Consider the following 19,943-nt stretch of genomic DNA (forward strand, 5'->3'; position numbering starts at 1 on the left):
TAAATCTCATGCCAATATATCATAAACTTGGGAAATTCCCGCAAAAACGGCACACGCAATTCGAGAAACCCGAAGGCGGACTTTACTACGAACAATTGTTCGGTACTGAAGGTTTCCACGGACATTCGTCATTATTATACCACGTTCACCGTCCGACACAGGTAAAGGAAATCCGGGATTCTTATTCCGTTGAGCCGAAAATCGCTATCGGTAAAAACATCAAATCATTATTATTCAAAGGCTTTGAGCTACAACCTAAAGCCGATTTCCTCGAGAGCCGCACCGACATGCTCGTCAATACAGACTGCACCATCGGGTTGGCCGCGCCGCAGGAATCACTCACCAAATATTTCTACAAAAATGCAGATGCAGATGAAATGATCTTCATCCACAAAGGAAAAGGAAAATTGCGCACCATGATGGGCAATATCCCTTTTGAATACGGCGATTACCTGATCATTCCACGCGGCATCATTTACCAGATTGAATTCGAAACTGCTGAGAACAGGCTTTTTTATGTAGAATCACATGCGCCGTTTTATACGCCGAAACGCTATAAAAATGCTTCAGGTCAATTACTCGAACATTCGCCATTCTGCGAACGAGATTTCAAAATGCCAGAAGAATTAGAGACACACGATGAAAAAGGCGATTTCCTTATCAAAATCAAGAAAGAAGGCATGATGCACGAAGTCGTTTATGCGACGCATCCGTTTGATGTTGTGGGTTGGGATGGATATAATTTTCCTTACGCCTTCAGCATTCACAATTTTGAGCCGATTACAGGAAGGGTTCACCAGCCGCCACCGGTGCACCAGACTTTTGAAACGTCTACATTTGTCGTTTGTTCATTCTGCCCGAGATTATACGATTACCATCCGAAATCCATTCCGGCGCCATACAACCACAGCAACATCGACAGCGATGAGGTTTTGTATTATGTGGATGGCGATTTTATGTCGCGGAATAATATAGAACAAGGACATATTACATTGCACCCAAAAGGCATTCCGCATGGACAGGCACCAGGTGCGATGGAACGCAGTATTGGTAAAACAGTAACTGAAGAATTGGCGGTAATGGTGGATACATTCCGTCCGTTAAAAGTTACGGAAGCTGCTATGGGATTGGATGACGGGCAGTATTATAAATCCTGGACAGAATAGTTCAATTAGAAAATGAGATAATTAGTCAATTAGAAAATTGACATTCAAGCCAAAATAAAACTTTACAAGCCATTCAAGATATTATGACATTTAACGAAAAGTACAAGGGCAATGTGCTTCTGCTGAAATCGTTTGAATTTTCTTTGAAGATTATCAATTTTGCAGAAGAACTTCAGGAAAAACGAAAATTCGTTTTAGCGAATCAGATTTTGAAATCAGGTACTTCAATTGGAGCCAATTCCAAAGAAGCTCAAAACGCTGAGAGCAAAGCTGATTTTATTCACAAGTTGAAGATTGCAATAAAAGAAGCAGATGAAACAGAATATTGGTTGTTTTTGTGTGACGCGCATCATTCTTATCCGAACTGCGGATTTTTACTAAGCGAATTATCAGAGATAACAAAAATCTTAAATAAAATTATAGCAACAACTAAATTGAAAAATTAGATTATAGACAATCCAATAATTATCTCATTATCTAATTTTCAAATTATCTAATTAAAAATGAAAGAAGTAAAATCAGTAGAATACGGATTAGAAAAAATATTCGAAGGTGCACAGGATTTCCTGCCGCTGCTCGGAACAGATTACGTAGAATTTTATGTAGGCAACGCCAAGCAATCGGCGCATTTCTACAAAACAGCTTTCGGTTACCAGTCATTGGCGTATGCCGGACTCGAAACCGGCGTCAAAGACCGCGCGTCTTATGTGTTGAAACAAGACAAAATCCGTTTGGTTTTGACTACGCCTTTAAACGCAGATTCGCCAATCAACGAACATTTGAAAAAACACGGTGACGGCGTAAAAGTAGCTGCCCTTTGGGTTGAAGATGCCAGAAGCGCTTTCGAAGAAACGGTAAAAGAGGCGCAAAACCGTTCATGGAACCAACCGTTGAATCTGACGAATTCGGCGAAGTGGTGCGTTCCGGAATTTACACTTATGGCGAAACTGTTCACGTTTTCGTTGAAAGAAAAAATTACAAAGGCGTGTTTCTTCCTGGCTATAAAGAATGGAAATCTGATTACAACCCGGCACCAACCGGACTCAAATATATCGACCACATGGTTGGAAACGTAGGCTGGGCGAAATGAACACCTGGGTGAAATGGTACGAAGATGTAATGGGATTCGTGAATTTCCTATCTTTCGACGACAAGCAAATCAATACTGAATATTCCGCATTGATGAGTAAGGTAATGTCAAACGGAAACGGACGTATCAAATTCCCGATCAACGAACCGGCCGAAGGCAAGAAAAAATCCCAAATCGAAGAATACTTAGATTTTTATGGCGGCCCGGCATCCAGCATGTTGCCATCGCTACTGATGATATTATCAAAACCGTTACAGAATTAAGGGCGAGAGGCGTAGAGTTTTTATCTGCACCGCCGCACGCCTATTATGAAGCAGTTCCCGAAAGGCTGGGCGAGCACATGAGCATGATGAAGGAAGATTTATCCGTAATCGAAAGCCTTGCCATCATGGTTGACGCCGACGAAGAAGGCTATTTGCTTCAGATTTTTACAAAGCCAGTACACTGACCGTCCGACGCTGTTCTTTGAAATTATCCAGAGAATGGGCGCACGCGGATTTGGTGCAGGCAACTTTAAAGCCCTATTTGAGTCTATCGAAAGAGAGCAGGCGAAAAGAGGAACTTTATAGTTTTAAAGAATTGATTGAAAATAATGCAAAATAAAACCTGATATCAGGCTGTTTGTTGTGAATATTGTGTTAAAGTTTGTTTTTGGTTTGTAAAGCTGAAAAACATGTGTACCTTTGCACTCGCAAATCAGAGGGGTGGTTTCCTCTTTTTGATATAAATTTTCATAATTTATAGTTTTGGTTGGTTAATAGCATAAAAACTCAGTCATTCGTTTGGCTGGGTTTTTTTGTTTTGTAACAATTGGTACAGAAATTGTATAATGCCACTGAAAATTAAATTGAAATGAAAAAGATACTTATATTTATATTGTTTTTGGGCATGATGAGCTTCACTTCTTCACAGAAGGAGCGCGCTTTTGATGTAGGCGAATGGTTCAAATTCCGAATACATTACGGGCTTGTGAACGCCGGTTACGCCACACTCGAAGTCAAAGAAGCGACACGAAACAACAAAAAAGTGTATCACGCCATCGGACAGGGTTTTACGACCGGAATGACCAAATTTTTCTTCAAGGTAGAAGACAATTACGAATCCTATTTTGACAAAGAGACAGGCAATCCGTACCAATATGTCAGGAAAATAAACGAAGGGGGTTACATCAAAAACCAGGAAGGATTTTTCAACCAGACTTCCGATAAAATAACGGTTAAGGATTACAAGAATAAAACTGAAAAAACTTTTGCCGTTCCGAATAACGTGCAAGACATCGTTTCGACCTTTTATTACTTGCGTAATTACCCGACGATTGATAAATTAAAAGTCGGCGAATCGGTAGCAGTTGATATGTTTTTTGACGATGAAACCACGAAGTTTAAGTTAAAATATATGGGTAAAGAAGATATATCCACTAAATTTGGCACGATTGCGTGTATGATTTTTCGCCCGTATGTTCAGGCCGGAAGGGTTTTCAAAGAACAGGAAAGCTTAACCGTCTGGATTTCAGACGACGATAATAAAATACCAATCCGCATCAAAGCCAGCCTCGCCGTTGGTTCCCTGAAAGCAGATATTGACGGATTCAAAGGACTAAAATATCCTTTTACAGTAAAAGCAAAACCATAATGAACACGACCCATACCGACGAGTTATTAAACCAGATTGAAGATAAATTTCAGGCAATCAACCAAAAAACCGAAACACACCTTGAAGGCTTGCTTTGGTCAAAACCTATAACTTATTGGGATTATATTCAAACCGATGTTTTGCTGAACCTGCAAACGCAGCGCAGTACTTTGCCGGATGAAATGGTGTTCATCATGTACCATCAGGTCAATGAACTGTTGTTCAAAATGATCCTGTGGGAAATCCAGCAAATCGCACATACCGAAAAGCCTGAAACCGAATTTTTTACTGAAAGATTGATGCGCATAAGCCGTTATTTCGACATGCTCACCACTTCTTTCGACATCATGAAAGAAGGAATGGAAGTCGAGCAGTATATGAAATTCCGCAATACATTAACGCCCGCAAGCGGTTTCCAAAGCGCACAATACCGCCTTATAGAATTCGCTTCTACCGATTTAATCAACTTAATCGATTATCGTTTTCGTGCGACAATCGACAGGAATACACCTTATGAGCATGCCTTTGAGCACTTGTATTGGCAGGCCGCAGGCAAAGATTACCACACCGGAAAAAAATCATTCCTGATTGAGGAATTCGAAAGAAAGTACAAAGATTTGTTCCTTCGCAACATGAAGGAATACAACACCATCAACCTCTGGCAAAAATTCAAGCAGCTTCCTGTAGCCGACCAGAACAATCCTGAACTCGTAAAAGCCATGCGCCATTACGACCACACCGTCAACATTACCTGGACGTTGGGGCATCTGAATTCTGCCAAAAAATACATCGAAAGCGGCCGCGGAACCGGCGAAGCAACCGGCGGAAGCGACTGGAAAAGATACATGCACCCGAAATACCAAAGGCGTATTTTCTTTCCCGAATTATGGTCTGCAGAAGAATTAGCCAATTGGGCGAAGAAAAATAGTCTAATTGCACAAACCCCCACAATTTGAAACGATTATCCCTGATTTTAATAATCTTCATTTCGCTTATTTCGTGCGATAAGACTGAAAAGACAAAACCCGCAGCGGTTAAAAACCCGGAACCGATTGTCATAGAATTCGGATTTAAATTCAACGATTTCGACGTTGTCCAGGACACCATCATTAGTGGCGACACTTTCGGAAGTATTCTCGAAAAACAAAACATTGGCGACAAAAAAGTACACGAAATCGTCGAAAAAGTCAAAGATTCATTTGATGTCCGCAAAATCCGCATCGGAAAACCTTATACGATGCTGCGTTCGAAAGACGCTTCCAAAAAACTACAACTTTTCATTTACCAGCCCGACCAGATCAATTATTATGTAGTCGATCTGCGGGATTGTACGGCCATCGCTTACAAAAAATCAAAACCAATCACTTTAAAAAGAAGGACGATTGCTGATGCATTAAACGGTTCCTTGTCCGAAACGCTCGAAAATGAAAAAGTAGATCCGGCGTTGGCATCAGAAATCGCCAAAATTTACGCCTGGTCTATCGATTTCTTCAAATTGCAGAAAGGCGATAAATTCGCCATCACTTTCACTGAAAGATACATCAACGACACGGTTTACGACGGCGTTGATAATCTTGAAGCCGCTTTTTTTGAATACAAAGGAAAGATGATTTATGCATTTCCGTTCCGCCAGGACACGACCAAAAACAGAGTCGATTATTACGATGAAGAAGGAAAAGTATTGAAAAACATGTTCCTTAAAGCGCCGCTGAAATTCATCAACATTACCTCGAAATTCTCCAAAAACCGTTTCCATCCCGTGCAGCAAATCTGGAAGGCACACAAAGGCACCGATTATGCCGCGCCAACCGGAACGCCGATCATGACGACCGCCTCGGGAACTATTGAAAATACAGGTTACACCGCCGGAAACGGCAACTTTGTAAAAGTGCGCCACAACGGTACTTATGAAACCCAATACCTGCACATGTCGAAAATTTTGGTGCGTCGCGGCCAGCGCGTTTCACAAGGTGATGTCATCGGGCGCGTCGGCAGTACCGGACTCGCAACCGGCCCTGCACGTGTGTTATCGCTTTTGGGTCAACGGTACGCAGGTCGATCCGCTGCGCCTCAAACTACCTAATTCAGAACCGATGAACGCGAAATTCAAACCGCGCTTTATACAGGAAATGACACCACTCAAACGCGAACTCGACAGTGTTGCGGCTTTGAAGTTTAAGAAATAACAAAACTATAATAACTTTTCTTTGCGGCTTCGCGCCTTTGCGAGAATATTTTTTTGCTCGCAAAGGCGCGAAGTCGCAAAGTTTTTATTTTTAGAAGCCGATCCGGCTATTCGCTCATATCTTTTTGTTTTTAAAGAAAAAACAAAAAGGATAACCGCTACTATCCGGGCTAAAAATGTGCGAAACCGAAAAAATCCGAGTTTATAATTTACTAAAAATCATCTCGTCCGTGAAACCGTTATCAATTCATTAAATCTGACAGTAATCTGTGAATCAGCGGCCATCTTTTTGTAAATTTGCACTTTCAAAATAAATCATGGCTTTACAAAACACCAATCCGACCAATACCGCTGCGTGGCAAAAACTACAACAGCATTTCAATACAATGCAATCGGCTTCGATGAAACAGATGTTTCAAGAAGATACCGGCCGCACTTCAAAATTCAATCTGCAATGGCAGGATTTTCTGGTTGATTATTCCAAAAACATCATATCGCAGGAAACTATCGGTTTGCTTTTACAACTCGCTGAAGAAGTCAACTTGAAAGATGCCATCGCAAAATACTTCGACGGCGACGCTATTAACCAGACCGAAAACCGTGCAGTGTTGCACACCGCTTTACGTGCTCCGGAAACTGCTGACATTAAATTTGAAGGAGAAAACGTAATTCCGGAAGTCTATTCCGTTAAAAATAAAATCAAAGTTTTTACGAATGAAGTCGTAAGCGGCCAAAGGAAAGGCTTCACGGGAAAACCATTTACAGATGTTGTCAACATCGGTATCGGTGGTTCAGATTTCAGTCCCGGCGATGGTCGTTGAGGCGCTTCAATTCTACAAAAACCAATTGAACGTTCATTTTGTTTCTAACGTTGATGGCGATCATGTGAACGAAATCATCAAGAAATTAAATCCTGAAACGACGCTTTTCGTTGTCGCTTCCAAAACATTTACAACGCAGGAAACGCTTTCGAATGCTGAAACCATCAGAAAATGGTTTTTACAATCGGCAAAACAGGAAGATGTCGCGAAACACTTCGTTGCCGTTTCGACCAACATCAAAAAAGTAACCGAATTCGGCATCAATCCTGACAACATTTTCCCGATGTGGGATTGGGTTGGCGGAAGATTTTCTCTTTGGAGCGCCGTTGGCTTGTCTATAAGCCTGGCCGTTGGGTATGATAATTTCGACCAATTATTGAAAGGCGCCAATGCAATGGACGAGCATTTCAAAACTGCTTCATTCGATAAAAATATTCCTGTTGTACTGGCTTTATTGAGCATTTGGTACAACAATTTCTTCGGTGCTGAAAGCGAAGCGTTGATTCCATACACACAATACCTGCAAAAACTCGCACCTTATTTGCAACAAGGCATCATGGAAAGTAACGGCAAAAGTGTCGGTCGCGATGGAAAAACCGTCAATTACCAAACCGTGACCATCATCTGGGGCGAGCCGGGAACCAATTCACAGCACGCATTTTTCCAGTTAATCCACCAGGGAACCAAGATGATTCCGACAGATTTTATCGGATTTGTGAAACCACTTTACGGCGACGAAGACCACCACGATAAATTGATGTCGAATTTCTTCGCGCAGACCGAAGCGCTTCTGAACGGAAAAACGGAAGGGCAGGTTTGGTCAGAATTTAAAGTTCAGAATATTCCGAATGCTGACTTTTTGCTTCCATTCAAAGTTTTTACAGGCAACAAACCGACAAACACGCTTTTAATCCAAAAACTGACACCCGAAAATCTGGGAAGTTTAGTTGCCTTATACGAACACAAAATCTTCGTTCAGGGTGTCATCTGGAATATTTTCAGTTATGACCAATGGGGCGTTGAACTCGGCAAACAACTGGCGAATTCAATCCTTGAGGAAATCAATTCAAAGGAAATTAAGCAGCATGACAGCTCTACAAAATTCCTGCTGAAGCACTTTTTAGACAACAAATAAAAACAAAACCTTATTCATCCGGATAAGGTTTTTTATATTTTGTGCGTTCAAGAAGGTTATAAAAAAGTAAATTTTGCTACTGCATTTCATCGGGTTTCTTAAGCTATTTTTTCGAAAATGTTATCATTGCTTTGCCAAATCCTGTTTTAACCTTTACTTAACAGGCAACGTTTTTATATGAGGCAATTTTGCCAAAACAAAAAAACAAAACCATGAGAACAATTAAAAACCTATTGCTTTTGGGACTGCTGTTATTCGTCTTTTCGTCGGTGTCGGCACAACAAACGATTACAGGTACCATTCAGGAAAATGACTTAAAGACCGGAATTCCGGCAGTAAATCTTGTAGTAAAAGGAACATCCGATGCAACAGCTACAGACATCGACGGGAAATTTACATTGACAACTTCGCTTACTAATGGAGAGATTGTCATTTCTTATATCGGGTACACAACCAAAACTGTCAATTTTAAAGTAGAGCAAAACCAAACGCTCGATTTGGGCAAAATCGTACTTGCATCCGATGATACGCAATTGGAAGAAGTGGTAATCGTAGGAGCCGGAGTTGTCGATTTGGCGAAAGACAGAAAACGCCTGTTGCAGTTTCCACAGTCAAAGCTTCAGAAATCCAGCAAAAACTCGGTAATCAGGAATTTCCTGAAATCCTTAAAAACACACCATCGGTTTATGTAACTAAAGGCTCAGGCGGTTTTGGAGATTCAAGAATCAACATTCGTGGATTCGACCAGAAAAACATAGCCATCATGGTCAATGGTGTTCCGGTGAATGATATGGAGAACAGCGCAGTTTTCTGGAGCAATTGGGCCGGAATTTCCGATGTGACCACTTTTATGCAGGTGCAACGCGGATTGGGTTCTTCTAAATTGGCTATTTCTTCAGTCGGAGGAACGGTCAATATCGTCACCAATCCGGCAGATAAAAAAGAAGGCGGAATGCTTTCAACAAGTACCGGAAATGACAAATACATCAAATTTCTCGCCACTTATTCTACAGGAAAAATGAAAAACGGACTTTCAGCATCTGTACTTTTAAGCCGCACAACTGGTGACGGTTACGTTGACGGAACAAAATTTGAAGGGCATAATTATTTCATCGGATTCGGTTATGAAATCAATCCGAAACATAATTTACAATTGACTTTCACAGGTGCGCCGCAATGGCACAACCAGAGATCGACTTCGCCTACAATCGCACAATACATCACGGCTGCAAACGGCGGTGACCCTAACAAACGCTACAACCGCGATTGGGGAATGCGCAACGGAGAAGAATACAGTTTCAAAACCAATTATTACCACAAGCCTGTAGCGTCTTTAAACTGGGATTTCAAGATTAATGAAACGACTAAATTAAGTACGGTTCTATACGGTTCTTGGGGTCGTGGCGGTGGTTCTACTAGCATTGGCGCTATCAATGGCAATAATCTTTATTCAGCTAATAATGCACTCAGAACGCCTCAGGGATTTTTGGATGTTGATAAAATTGCAGCCTATAATTCAGGACAGACTATTGATTTGCTTGGTGTTCAGACGACGAGAACGCAAATTAATGGCCAATATGTGAATTCATCTTCTTCATCAGCCAACTTAACGAACGGAATTTCGAAAATCGCTTCGGTAAATTCACACGATTGGTACGGTGGCGTTATCAGTCTTAATAAGAAATTTGGTAAAAATTTCACTTTCGATTTGGGCGCCGATGTGCGTACCTACAAAGGAATCCACTATCAGAACGTAAATGATTTATTAGGTGCGGATGTGTATGCAGATAATTCTGACGTCAACAATCCAAACCGTTTATTGACCGGAGAATATGCCGCAGAGCCAAGCGGAAACCCATTCGTAAGTACAAGCTACCAGCAAAAAATAAGTTACGCCAATGACGGAAAAGTCAACTGGATTGGCGGTTTTACGCAATTAGAGTATGCAACAGAAAAGCTGACTGCTTTCGTACAAGGCGCTTATTCTAAACAAGGCTTCAGCAGGGTTGACCACTTTAAATACCTGTCGACAGATGCTTTGGCAGATACGGATTATGAAAACATCAACGGCGGAAACATCAAAGGAGGCGTAAATTACAACTTCAACAACCGCCACAATGTTTTTGTCAACGCCGGTTATTACTCTAAACAACCGTTTTTCAATGCGGTTTATCCGAACAACGCATCAGTTGTAAACGGCAATCTTACGAATGAAAAAATTACCGGATTTGAAGCGGGTTACGGATTCCGTTCTTCGATTTTTACAGCGAATGTAAACGTCTATTATACGACATGGAAAGACCGCTACCAAAGGGCGAATGACGCGGCGACTGATAATGTGGGTGGTTATTTTGACTTCTCCGGAATTACCGAAATCCACTTCGGAATCGAATTGGAGATGAATGCAAGAGTAACAGACGCGTTAAAATTAACCGGAATGGTGTCTGTCGGAAACTGGAAATACGACGGCAACAGCACGAGTAACCGTTATGATGTGTTGAATAATCCAATCTCCGAAACAAATTCAACCTTGTACCTTGACGGCGTAAAAGTGGGTGACGCGGCGCAAAATACCGCTTCGATTACCGCATCTTATGAAATCCTGAGAAGCTTGTTCGTTGATGCTGGCTATGTTTACAACGACAAATTGTATGCGGCCATTTCGCCGGCTAATTTCAGCGCAGCCAATAACAGGGGCTCTTTGCAGTTACCAAGTTACGGACTGATGGATGCCGGTGCCAGCTATAAACTCGATTTGGGAACAACCGGAAAACAGTCTTTAAAGTTTAGATTGAATGTAAATAACGTATTGAACAAATTGTATATTTCAGAATCAAGAACTAACAATTTCGTAAAAACACAAGCAGATTTCGGAACGACAGATAGTAACGGCGTTTTTATACCAAACGTTGCGGCATATGAGGCTTATCAGGCGATTCCGCTTTACAAAGGTCTCGATACTTCCAACAGGTTTATTTTGGTTTTGGCAGGACATGGAACTTTACACTGAGCTATAATTTCTAAAATTGGCTTGAAATACACCAAAGGCCTCACTGATTTGTGAGGCTTTTTTTATTGTTTTTGCTTATATTTGAAATTCTAAAAACTAAAAGTATGTACGCATTTATACAAAAATTCCATTCCGGTTGGGCTTATATTGCACTCGCATTATTGCTATTCGCGGTAGTTAACGCATTAATCGGATTCACCGGAAAAAAGAATTTACCTCAAAAGACCGCAAAATCGCACTGTTTGGATTAATCGCTTCCCACATACAATTACTGGTCGGATTGGTGTTATATTTCGTTTCGCCCCTCGGAAAAGCTTTGCTCGGCGAAATGCATGATGCTACCGCACGACTGACTTCTTTAGAGCATCCGCTGGTTAATTTGATGGCGCTTACATTAATCACAATCGGCTGGTCGAAACACAAAAGATTACAGACTTCAGCATCAAAATTCAAGACTTTCCTTATATTTTACGGTTTGGGATTATTGCTGATATTGAGCAGGATTCCGTGGAAACTATGGTTCTGATACCCGAAAAGTCTGTAAAAGCAGAATTTTCTTATACTTGGGTATGGTATTTGTTCAACCGATACTTCCAAAATGAAAAAATTTATCATGAAATATAAAACCACATTGATACTGTTGTCGGTCATTTCGGCTATCTTTTTTAGTAGTTTTTCTTACGAATCAATGCCTTTTCAAAAACCTGAGCAGGAGAAAAAACTTCAGGATACATTAAAGAAATCGGCGCTAAAAGATACAGCCAATTATGCCTGGAAGCTCTATAAAAAAGAAGCACATGCTTCTTATTATGCTGATAAACTTAATGGAAGGCGTACCGCCAGCGGAAAACGTTTCGATAACAATAAGTATACGGCAGCCCATAAAAAATTTCCTTTCGGGACAAAACTAAAAGTCACCAATGAAGCCAACGGAAAATCAGTAATCGTTGAAGTTACCGACCGTGGCCCGTTTACCAAAGGACGCGAAATCGACCTTACCAAAAAGGCATTTATGGAAATCGCTTCTTCAAAATATGGAGGTTCGTTGAAAGTCAAAATTGAAGTTGTTAAATAAAAATTTATGAAAAAAGTATCGGGATTTATAGCATTGATTGCTTTTTTCAGCCTTTTGGCGAGCTGTTCTTCGACCAAAAATGTTTCGGGCAAAACCTATAAAAAGGATGCAGAAGTTTCTTACTATGCGGATAAATTCAACGGCAATAAAACTTCAAGCGGAGAAAAATTCAATAACAGCAACCTCACTGCCGCTCACAGGACTTTAGCTTTCGGTACAAAATTGAAGGTAACTAATGTCGCCAATAATAAATCGGTTATTGTAAAAGTCAACGATCGCGGCCCGCAAAAGAAAAGCCGCGAACTCGACATCACCAAACGCGCTTTTATGGAAATTACCGACAACAAAAACCACGGTACTTTAAAAGTCAATATCGAAATCATTAAGTAACTTCCCCAACCATATTTCGTGACTTCGCGGCAATTCTTCTGTCGAAATCGTTTTCTTTAAATTAACAAAACTTTAATCCGGCTGGTTCGGCACTCACCGAACTAAGATTTACCTTTGAATCATAATTCGCTATTATGGATACCCAGAAGGAAAAAGATGCGTTGATTGAAATGTTCGTGATTCATTTCGAAAAACTGTATAACCTGCCGCCATTGGGTGCGAGGATTCTCGGCATCCTTATTTTAGACAGTTGCAATACCGGAATCACGTTTGAATCTTTGGTGGAAAGACTCGATGCCAGCAAGAGTTCTGTCTCCACCAACCTCAATCTTTTGCTAAAACTCGGAAAAATCAACTATTACAATATTTCCGGAGATCGCAAGAAATATTTTAAAGCAGCGCCACTCAGTGAACGACTCGACAATTATCTGCAAACGCTCGAATTTGAGAAGAAAATCATCGAAATGATGCTGTCCTACCGTGAAAAAACGGCTTCCTGTCCGGCTGAAAAATGCAGTCTTGAAAATACAAAGGCCTATAAGTCACACATACTCGAAGTAGAACAATTACTGCTCAAAACCATCAGTAAATTCAAGGAAATAGAAAAAAACAAATAACCACAAACCCAATTAAAATCCAATAATATGCACATCAAACAATCATTATTCGCCACACTCATTGCTCTTGTCATTTTTTCCTGCGGGAAGAAAGAAGAGCAGGCAGCTGCGCCGTCCGGGCCGATGCCATTTCCGGTACTAAAAGTCGTGCGCCAGGACGCCACTACATACCAGGTTATGCCGCCAATCTTGAAGGCCAGCAGAATGTAGAAATACGCCCGAAAGTCGACGGTTATATCCAGAAGATTTTCGTCGACGAAGGCCAGGTTGTCAGGAAAGGGCAACTGCTTTTCAAGCTTGAAACCAACACGCAAAACCAGGACGCTTCAGGTGCAAAAGCTGCCGTCCAGGCCGCACAGGTCGAAGTCGACAGGTTACAGCCGTTGGTTGACCGCAAAATCATCAGCGTGGTTCAATTGGAAACTGCCAAAGCGAAACTCGCCCAGGCGAAAAGTGTCTACAACGGCATCAATGCGACCATCAATTTCGGAACGATTACGAGTCCGGTTGACGGCGTTGTCGGAAGTTTGCCATTTAAAGCCGGAAGTCTTGTCAGCGCTGCATCTGCAGAACCTTTGACAACAGTTTCAGACACTAAAAATATGCGCGCTTACTTTTCTTTGAACGAAAAAGAACTGCTCAATTTCAACAGAACTTTCAAAGGCGCGACGACTGCTGAAAAACTAAAAGTCGTGCCGCCTGTAGAATTGGTTTTGGTTGATGGTTCCGTTTACGACCAAAAAGGAAAAATCGAAACCATTAACGGTATTATGAATCCGCAAACCGGAAGCACTGATTTCCGTGCACAATTTGCCAATCCGCAAGGCCTTTTAAGAAGCGGCAGCAGCGGAACCGTTCGTTTGCCTGTAATCCAGAAAAATGTTGTACTCGTTCCGCAAAACGCCGTTTTTGAAATGCAAGGTAAACAAATCATTTACGTAGTCGGAAAAGATAATAAAGTCGAAAGCCGCATCATCGAAACAGGCGGAACTTCAGAACTGAATTTCATCGTCACCAAAGGACTAGAAGAAGGCGAACTTTTTGTAAGCGAAGGCGCTTCAAAATTACAAGACGGCACGCAAATCGTTCCGCAGGAAGTTTCAGCGACTGCAAAAGATACCACACAAACCCAATCCAAATAAGAAGCAATCATGATCAAAATGTTTATAAACAGGCCGGTTTTATCGACGGTAATCTCTATTCTCATCGTCATTTTGGGAATTTTGGGGCTCACGTCGCTTCCGGTTGAACAATACCCGGAAATCGCACCGCCAACCGTTCAGGTCAACGCGACATATACCGGGCCAATGCCGAAACGGTACTCAACAGCGTTGTCGTGCCGCTCGAAGAAGAAATTAATGGTGTCGAAGGAATGACTTACATGACTTCATCTGCCGCCAACGACGGAACCGCGAAAATCAGTGTGTTTTTTGAATTGGGCGTCAATCCCGATATCGCTGCGGTAAACGTGCAGAACCGCGTTTCGCGTGCGACGAGCAAATTGCCGCAAGCCGTTATCCAAACCGGCGTGACGACTTTAAAAAGCCAGACCTCGGCATTGATGTTTTTTGCTTTGTATTCGAAGAATAAAGATTATGATGAGAATTTCATGCAGAATTACGCCAAAATCAATTTGGTGCCAAAACTCCAGCGTGTAAAAGGCGTTGGTCAGGTCAATGTATTCGGCGCGCGTGATTATTCGATGAGAATCTGGATAGATCCTGCGAAAATGGCGAGTTATAAAATCGTTCCGGCTGATGTCCAGAATGCTTTGCGCGAGCAAAATCTTGAAGCTGCGCCCGGGAAATTCGGCGAGAATGCCAAAGGAATTTACGAATATGCCATCAAATATAAAGGTCGTTTGTCTCAGCCTTCAGAATATGAAAATATCATCATCAAGGCTTTAGGAAACGGGAATTATCTTCGTTTAAAAGACGTCGCAACGGTAGAATTGGGCGGTTTCAACTACGGCACCAAAAACATCGCAATGGGAAAAGATGGTGTTGTAGTCGGGGTTTTCCAGACTTCAGGCTCGAATGCACAGGATATCGTAACCGAAATCATGGGAATCCTGAGCGATGCAAAACCGACTTTCCCAAAGGTGTCGATTATATCATTCCGTTTAATACCAAAACATTTCTTGATGCATCGATTGAAAAAGTTGTACGTACTTTGGTCGAGGCATTTTTACTTGTATTCCTGGTTGTTTTTATTTTTTTACAGGATTTACGTTCGACGCTGATTCCGGCAATTGCCGTGCCGGTTGCGATTATCGGTACGTTCTTCTTCCTGCAGATTTTCGGATTTTCGATTAATATGTTAACACTTTTCGCTATGATTCTCGCCATTGGGATCGTAGTCGATGATGCGATTGTTGTCGTCGAGGCCGTCCACGCAAAGCTTGACAAGGGCGCAAAATCTGCTAAAATTGCGACAGAATCTGCGATGAGTGAGATTACCGGCGCGATTGTTTCGATAACGCTCGTTATGGCGGCAGTATTTATCCCGGTATCTTTCCTGAAACGGCCTTCGGGTGTGTTTTACCAGCAATTTGCCATCACACTAGCGATTGCGATTTTGATTTCTGCCATCAACGCTTTGACATTGAGTCCGGCGTTATGTGCGCTTTTCCTCAAACCTCACGACCCGACAGAAGAACATAAAAAAGGACTAAAACAACGTTTTTATACCGCTTTCAACACTTCATTTGACAGATTGACCACAAAATATACGCGTTCCCTTCAATTTCTGGTGAAAAGAAAATGGATAACGGTCATAATACTTCTGGTATTTGTCGGCATCGCGGGATTGCTTTTCAAAACCACGCCGGCCGGATTTATCCCGAATGAAGACCGCGGCATCATCATGGCCGATTTGACCATGCCGCCGGGAACGACTTTGGAACAGACCAAAAAATCCGTTGATGAATTTGATAAAATTCTGGCTTCGATGGATATTGTCGAGGCGCGAATGAATATCGTCGGATTTAGTTTGCTGAATGGCGTAAACGGAGGTTCTTATGCGTTCTCTGTTATTAAATTAAAACCTTGGAACCAAAGAAAAGAAGCCAACCAAAAAGTAGATGCCGTCGTCGGCGAGCTTTTCGGGAGGACTGCCCATTTTAAAGATGCCAAAATGATTTTCTTTACGCCGCCGAGCGTCCAGGGTTTTGGAACTGCTGATGGATTCGAATTTAAATTACAGGACAAAGGCGACGACAGCTGGCTGAAAGTAAGTCAGGTGACGGGAGAATTCCTTCAGGCGCTCAACAAACGCCCGGAAATCCAGTATGCGATGACGAATTTCAATCCGACTTTCCCGCAATATCAATTGGATATTAATGTGGAAAAAACGAAGAATGCCGGCATTTCCGTAAGTGATATTTTCAACACTCTACAAGGTTATTACGGTGGATTGTACACGACCGATTTCAACAGATTTGGAAAGCAATATCGCGTCATGGTGCAGGCAAAAGCTGAAGCACGTGCCACACCGGAATCCCTGAACTCGATTTATATTAAGAATGCTGCAGGAGAAATGGTTGCCATCAGTCAATTCGTTGATATCAAACGCGTTTATGGCCGGAAGCCGTGAGTCGTTTCAACTTATTGAAATCGGTGAATATTAATGGAAAAGCGAAACCGGGATTCAGTTCCGGAGACGCCATCAAAGCAATTCAGGAAGTTGCCGCGCAGCATTTGCCGAAAACGTACGGCTACGAATTCTCCGGAATGTCACGTGAGGAAATCCTTTCGGGAAATCAGGCAATCGGGGTGTTTTTACTCAGTTTGATTTTCGTGTACTTCCTTTTGAGCGCGCAATATGAAAGTTATCTCGTGCCGTTATCGGTAATCCTGTCGCTTCCTGTCGGAATTGCCGGCGCGATTGGTTTCGTAAAAATGGCCGGACTCGAAAACAACATTTATTTCCAGGTTGCCTTAATCATGTTGATTGGATTATTGGCGAAAAATGCTATCCTTATCGTCGAATTTGCCCTGCAAAGAAGACGCGAAGGCATGACATTATACGAAGCCGCAATTGACGGTGCACGTGCGCGTTTGCGTCCGATTTTAATGACGTCTTTTGCCTTTATTTTCGGATTGGTGCCATTGGCTTTTGCAAGTGGCGTCGGAGCCGTCGGGAACCGTTCTATTGGAATGGGCGCTGTGGGCGGAATGCTCATTGGAACCGTTTTCGGGGTATTCGTGATTCCGGTATTGTTCGTCGTGTTCCAGCATTTACAGGAGAAAATTACGGGAAAACCAATTCCTGTAATCAACACTTCATCAGAAGAAGAAATTCACTAAAAACAACATCATGAAAAACAAATCATTATATAAAATTGCAGTATTGGCGGTAATTGCCGTGATAGTGCAGGCGTGTTTTTCTGCCAAAGATTACACGAGGCCAGATGTGAAGACGGACAATCTTTACCGTACAAATTTGTCTGATGCAGACAGCACTTCGATGGCAGATTTGTCATGGGATAAATTGTTCACCGATCCGATTTTGCAGGGTTATATCAAAACCGGATTGCAGAATAACCTCGATATCCGCATTGCAATTCAGAATATCAATGCTGCGGAAGCCAATATGAAACAAGGAAAAGCTGGCTATTTGCCAAGTGTAAATGCCGGCGCCGATTGGACACACCAGCAACTTTCCAAAAATAACCAGCTTGGTGCTTTGACGGGCGACAGAAGTATCGACCAATTTCAATTGACCGGGACAGTTTCCTGGGAAGCCGATATCTGGGGAAAATCCGCAGCAATAAACGCGCGACGAATGCTTCTTATCTGCAGACTATCGCTGCCCAACAGGCGGTTCAGACACAATTGGTTGCCAATATTGCTTCGACTTATTTCCAATTATTGGCTTTGGATGCACAGCTGAAAGTTGTTGATTCGACTTTGGGAAATCGTGAAAAGAGTGTCGATGTCATCAAATCGCTAAAAGATGCCGGAAATGTGAATGAAGTAGGCGTAAAGCAAACCGAAGCACAATTATACACCACGCAACTTATCCGCGAAGATTTAAAAAGCAATATCGTCCTGCTCGAAAATACGTTCAATATTTTATTAGGCGAAGCACCAAAGCAAGTGAATCGCAGTTCATTCGATACTCAGTCAGTTACTGCTGTGATTAAATTGGGCGTTCCGGCGCTGGCTTTGCGAAAACGTTCCGGATGTAATCGCTGCCGAATACAACCTGATCAATTACTTCGAATTGACGAATGTCGCGAGAAGCCAGTTTTACCCGACATTGACGATCAATGCGACTGGCGGTTTTCAAAGTACGGATATCGACCAGTGGTTCAGCGCTAATTCATTATTTGCCAACATCGTAACCGGATTGGCACAACCGATTTTCAATAAGCGCCAAATCAGGACGCGTTATGAGGTGGCACAATCGAATCAGCAGAAAGCATATCTGCAATTCCAGCAATCTTTATTAAATGCAGGAAAGGAAGTTTCGGATGCGCTTCAGGATTATAATAACGAAACCACGAAACTTGATATCAGGGTAAAACAAGTCGACGCTTTGCAGAAAGCAGCCGGCTATTCTGATGAATTGCTGAATTATGGACTGGTAAATTATTATGAAGTTCTGACCGCGAAAGACCAGGCATTGAGTACACAATTGGATTTAATTGATAATAAATTCAGGCAGTACAATGCGATTATAATGCTGTACAAAGCACTTGGCGGAGGCTGGCAATAGTAGTGTTCGGTAATCAGTGTTCAGTCATTAAATAAACAACACTGTGAACTCTAAAGGAGTGACATTATTATGGCTTTTAGATTTTTTATGTGAAACCACCGGATGATTTCGTTCGGTGGTTTTGATTTAATCGCAGAACCCATAAACCGCAGATTTTTCATTCTTTTTCCCGGTTGGAATCATTACATGGGTTTGGAATTTTTTCTTCGCCAATACATCGTTTAAAAACCCAAGCATGATTTGCTGGTCTTTTTCGAATAGTGCACCGCTGTATTCGTGGCCACCACCGCAATAGGTGTAAAGCGCGGTTGTTCCATCGAGTGCTTTCACATAATTGAAAATTGAATAAGAGCCGAACAACATCAGCCAGCCGCTTGCATTCGTTTTGCAATAATGATGCGCTGCAGTTCCGTAAGGGACAGTGGAATCGCCATTGCCGTGGAAGAACATCATCGGAATGAGGTTGTCTTTTGTGATGAGGTTTAAATCCATTATCGCGCCTGAACCTGAAACGATTCCGGCATATTTGAAATCTTTTGGCAATTGCGTGCCATACATATTCATCAAATTGAAATCCCAATAAGCTGCTTGCAAAACGGTTTCACCCCCGGCACTTGATCCTGAAATGAAGATTTTTGAAGTATCAATGTTGTATTTTTCGCTGTTGCGGATGAAGAATGAAGTCGCCAGCCACAAATCGTTAACAGCATATTGGAAAGCCTTTACTTTTTCAGGTAAAACGCCGTCGCAACTGAATTTCTTATCTTTCATATACAAAGTATAAGTGATTGTTGCCGTTGCGTAGCCGTTTTGTGCAAGGTATTTACAAATTGAATGTTCGGATTGTCTTTCGCCGATTGAAAATCCTCCGCCATGAACATACAACAGCAATGGTAATTTTGTGTTTGGAGTTTTTTCAGGAAGAAATAAATCGAGGTCGAGTTTTAAAGTGTCATTTTGAAAATAAGTGATGGTTTGCATTTTCTGCGCATTGGCAGACACAAAAAGTAAAAGGGATAAAACCAGGAATTTATTTTTAATATTCATAGTGCTAATATAAGCAATTCACAATAAAAAAGCCTCCGATAATGACCGGAGGCT

General features: G+C 41.9%; 13 protein-coding genes and 6 pseudogenes. 18 read left to right on the forward strand and 1 reads right to left on the reverse strand.

Translation table 11 applies throughout. The features are described from left to right. The first annotated feature begins 8 nt into the window (after positions 1-8). The 18 genes and pseudogenes from ACSLFW_RS04505 to ACSLFW_RS04590 all read left to right on the forward strand — a co-directional run bounded on the left by ACSLFW_RS04505 (position 9) and on the right by ACSLFW_RS04590 (position 18,842). Entirely contained in the window at positions 9-1,166 is a 1,158-nt protein-coding gene (locus ACSLFW_RS04505; RefSeq protein WP_436554810.1) for a homogentisate 1,2-dioxygenase, read from the forward strand. Positions 1,167-1,249: 83 nt separating this feature from the next. Continuing rightward, positions 1,250-1,612, forward strand: coding sequence for a four helix bundle protein (locus ACSLFW_RS04510; protein ID WP_436554811.1), 363 nt, complete (start codon positions 1,250-1,252; stop codon positions 1,610-1,612). A gap of 57 nt (positions 1,613-1,669) precedes the next feature. After that, positions 1,670-2,825: pseudogene (hppD, locus tag ACSLFW_RS04515) on the forward strand (4-hydroxyphenylpyruvate dioxygenase). Positions 2,826-3,108: 283 nt separating this feature from the next. Beyond that, a complete protein-coding gene (locus ACSLFW_RS04520) occupies positions 3,109-3,888 on the forward strand; it encodes a DUF3108 domain-containing protein (protein ID WP_436554812.1) in 780 nt (259 codons plus the stop codon). Then, entirely contained in the window at positions 3,888-4,844 is a 957-nt protein-coding gene (locus ACSLFW_RS04525) for a tryptophan 2,3-dioxygenase family protein (RefSeq protein ID WP_436554813.1), read from the forward strand. Before ACSLFW_RS04520 ends, ACSLFW_RS04525 begins: the two co-directional genes overlap by 1 nt. After that, positions 4,841-6,074 (forward strand): annotated as a pseudogene (locus tag ACSLFW_RS04530) (peptidoglycan DD-metalloendopeptidase family protein). Before ACSLFW_RS04525 ends, ACSLFW_RS04530 begins: the two are co-directional and overlap by 4 nt. A gap of 316 nt (positions 6,075-6,390) precedes the next feature. Continuing rightward, positions 6,391-8,029 (forward strand): annotated as a pseudogene (gene pgi / locus ACSLFW_RS04535) (glucose-6-phosphate isomerase). Positions 8,030-8,241: 212 nt separating this feature from the next. Continuing rightward, a pseudogene (locus ACSLFW_RS04540) lies at positions 8,242-11,053 on the forward strand (TonB-dependent receptor). A gap of 90 nt (positions 11,054-11,143) precedes the next feature. Next, positions 11,144-11,565: pseudogene (locus tag ACSLFW_RS04545) on the forward strand (hypothetical protein). A gap of 72 nt (positions 11,566-11,637) precedes the next feature. Next, positions 11,638-12,114: a septal ring lytic transglycosylase RlpA family protein gene (locus tag ACSLFW_RS04550; RefSeq protein ID WP_436554814.1), complete on the forward strand. Its 477-nt coding sequence runs from the start codon at positions 11,638-11,640 to the stop codon at positions 12,112-12,114. A 6-nt stretch (positions 12,115-12,120) separates the two neighbouring features. Continuing rightward, the gene (locus ACSLFW_RS04555; protein WP_436554815.1) at positions 12,121-12,504 is read left to right on the forward strand and encodes a septal ring lytic transglycosylase RlpA family protein; all 384 of its coding nucleotides are present in this window, start codon (positions 12,121-12,123) and stop codon (positions 12,502-12,504) included. 134 nt (positions 12,505-12,638) lie between these two features. Beyond that, positions 12,639-13,121, forward strand: a complete 483-nt coding sequence (locus ACSLFW_RS04560) for a GbsR/MarR family transcriptional regulator (protein ID WP_436554816.1) — start codon at positions 12,639-12,641, stop codon at positions 13,119-13,121. A 27-nt stretch (positions 13,122-13,148) separates the two neighbouring features. Then, positions 13,149-13,331: a hypothetical protein gene (locus ACSLFW_RS04565; protein ID WP_436554817.1), complete on the forward strand. Its 183-nt coding sequence runs from the start codon at positions 13,149-13,151 to the stop codon at positions 13,329-13,331. Between the two features lie 26 nt (positions 13,332-13,357). Continuing rightward, positions 13,358-14,263, forward strand: a complete 906-nt coding sequence (locus tag ACSLFW_RS04570) for an efflux RND transporter periplasmic adaptor subunit (protein WP_436557370.1) — start codon at positions 13,358-13,360, stop codon at positions 14,261-14,263. Between the two features lie 9 nt (positions 14,264-14,272). Continuing rightward, positions 14,273-17,428: pseudogene (locus tag ACSLFW_RS04575) on the forward strand (efflux RND transporter permease subunit). Positions 17,429-17,438: 10 nt separating this feature from the next. Continuing rightward, positions 17,439-18,014 carry a TolC family protein gene (locus ACSLFW_RS04580; RefSeq protein ID WP_436554818.1) on the forward strand — a complete coding sequence of 192 codons (576 nt, stop codon included), beginning with the start codon at positions 17,439-17,441 and terminating at the stop codon, positions 18,012-18,014. Continuing rightward, on the forward strand, positions 17,927-18,445 hold the full coding sequence (locus ACSLFW_RS04585; RefSeq protein WP_436557371.1) for a TolC family protein: 519 nt from the start codon (positions 17,927-17,929) through the stop codon (positions 18,443-18,445). The genes ACSLFW_RS04580 and ACSLFW_RS04585 overlap by 88 nt, the downstream gene beginning before the upstream one ends. Beyond that, positions 18,348-18,842, forward strand: a complete 495-nt coding sequence (locus ACSLFW_RS04590; RefSeq protein ID WP_436554819.1) for a TolC family protein — start codon at positions 18,348-18,350, stop codon at positions 18,840-18,842. The genes ACSLFW_RS04585 and ACSLFW_RS04590 overlap by 98 nt, the downstream gene beginning before the upstream one ends. 126 nt (positions 18,843-18,968) lie before the next feature. Here the strand turns inward: ACSLFW_RS04590 and ACSLFW_RS04595 are convergent, their stop codons facing one another. Next, positions 18,969-19,889 (reverse strand): alpha/beta hydrolase, encoded by a 921-nt coding sequence (locus tag ACSLFW_RS04595; protein ID WP_436554820.1) that lies wholly within the window; start codon positions 19,887-19,889, stop codon positions 18,969-18,971. Between the last annotated feature and the right edge of the window lie 54 nt (positions 19,890-19,943).

Origin of the sequence: Flavobacterium sp. 3HN19-14 (assembly GCF_051373205.1) — a bacterium.
Classification (GTDB): domain Bacteria; phylum Bacteroidota; class Bacteroidia; order Flavobacteriales; family Flavobacteriaceae; genus Flavobacterium.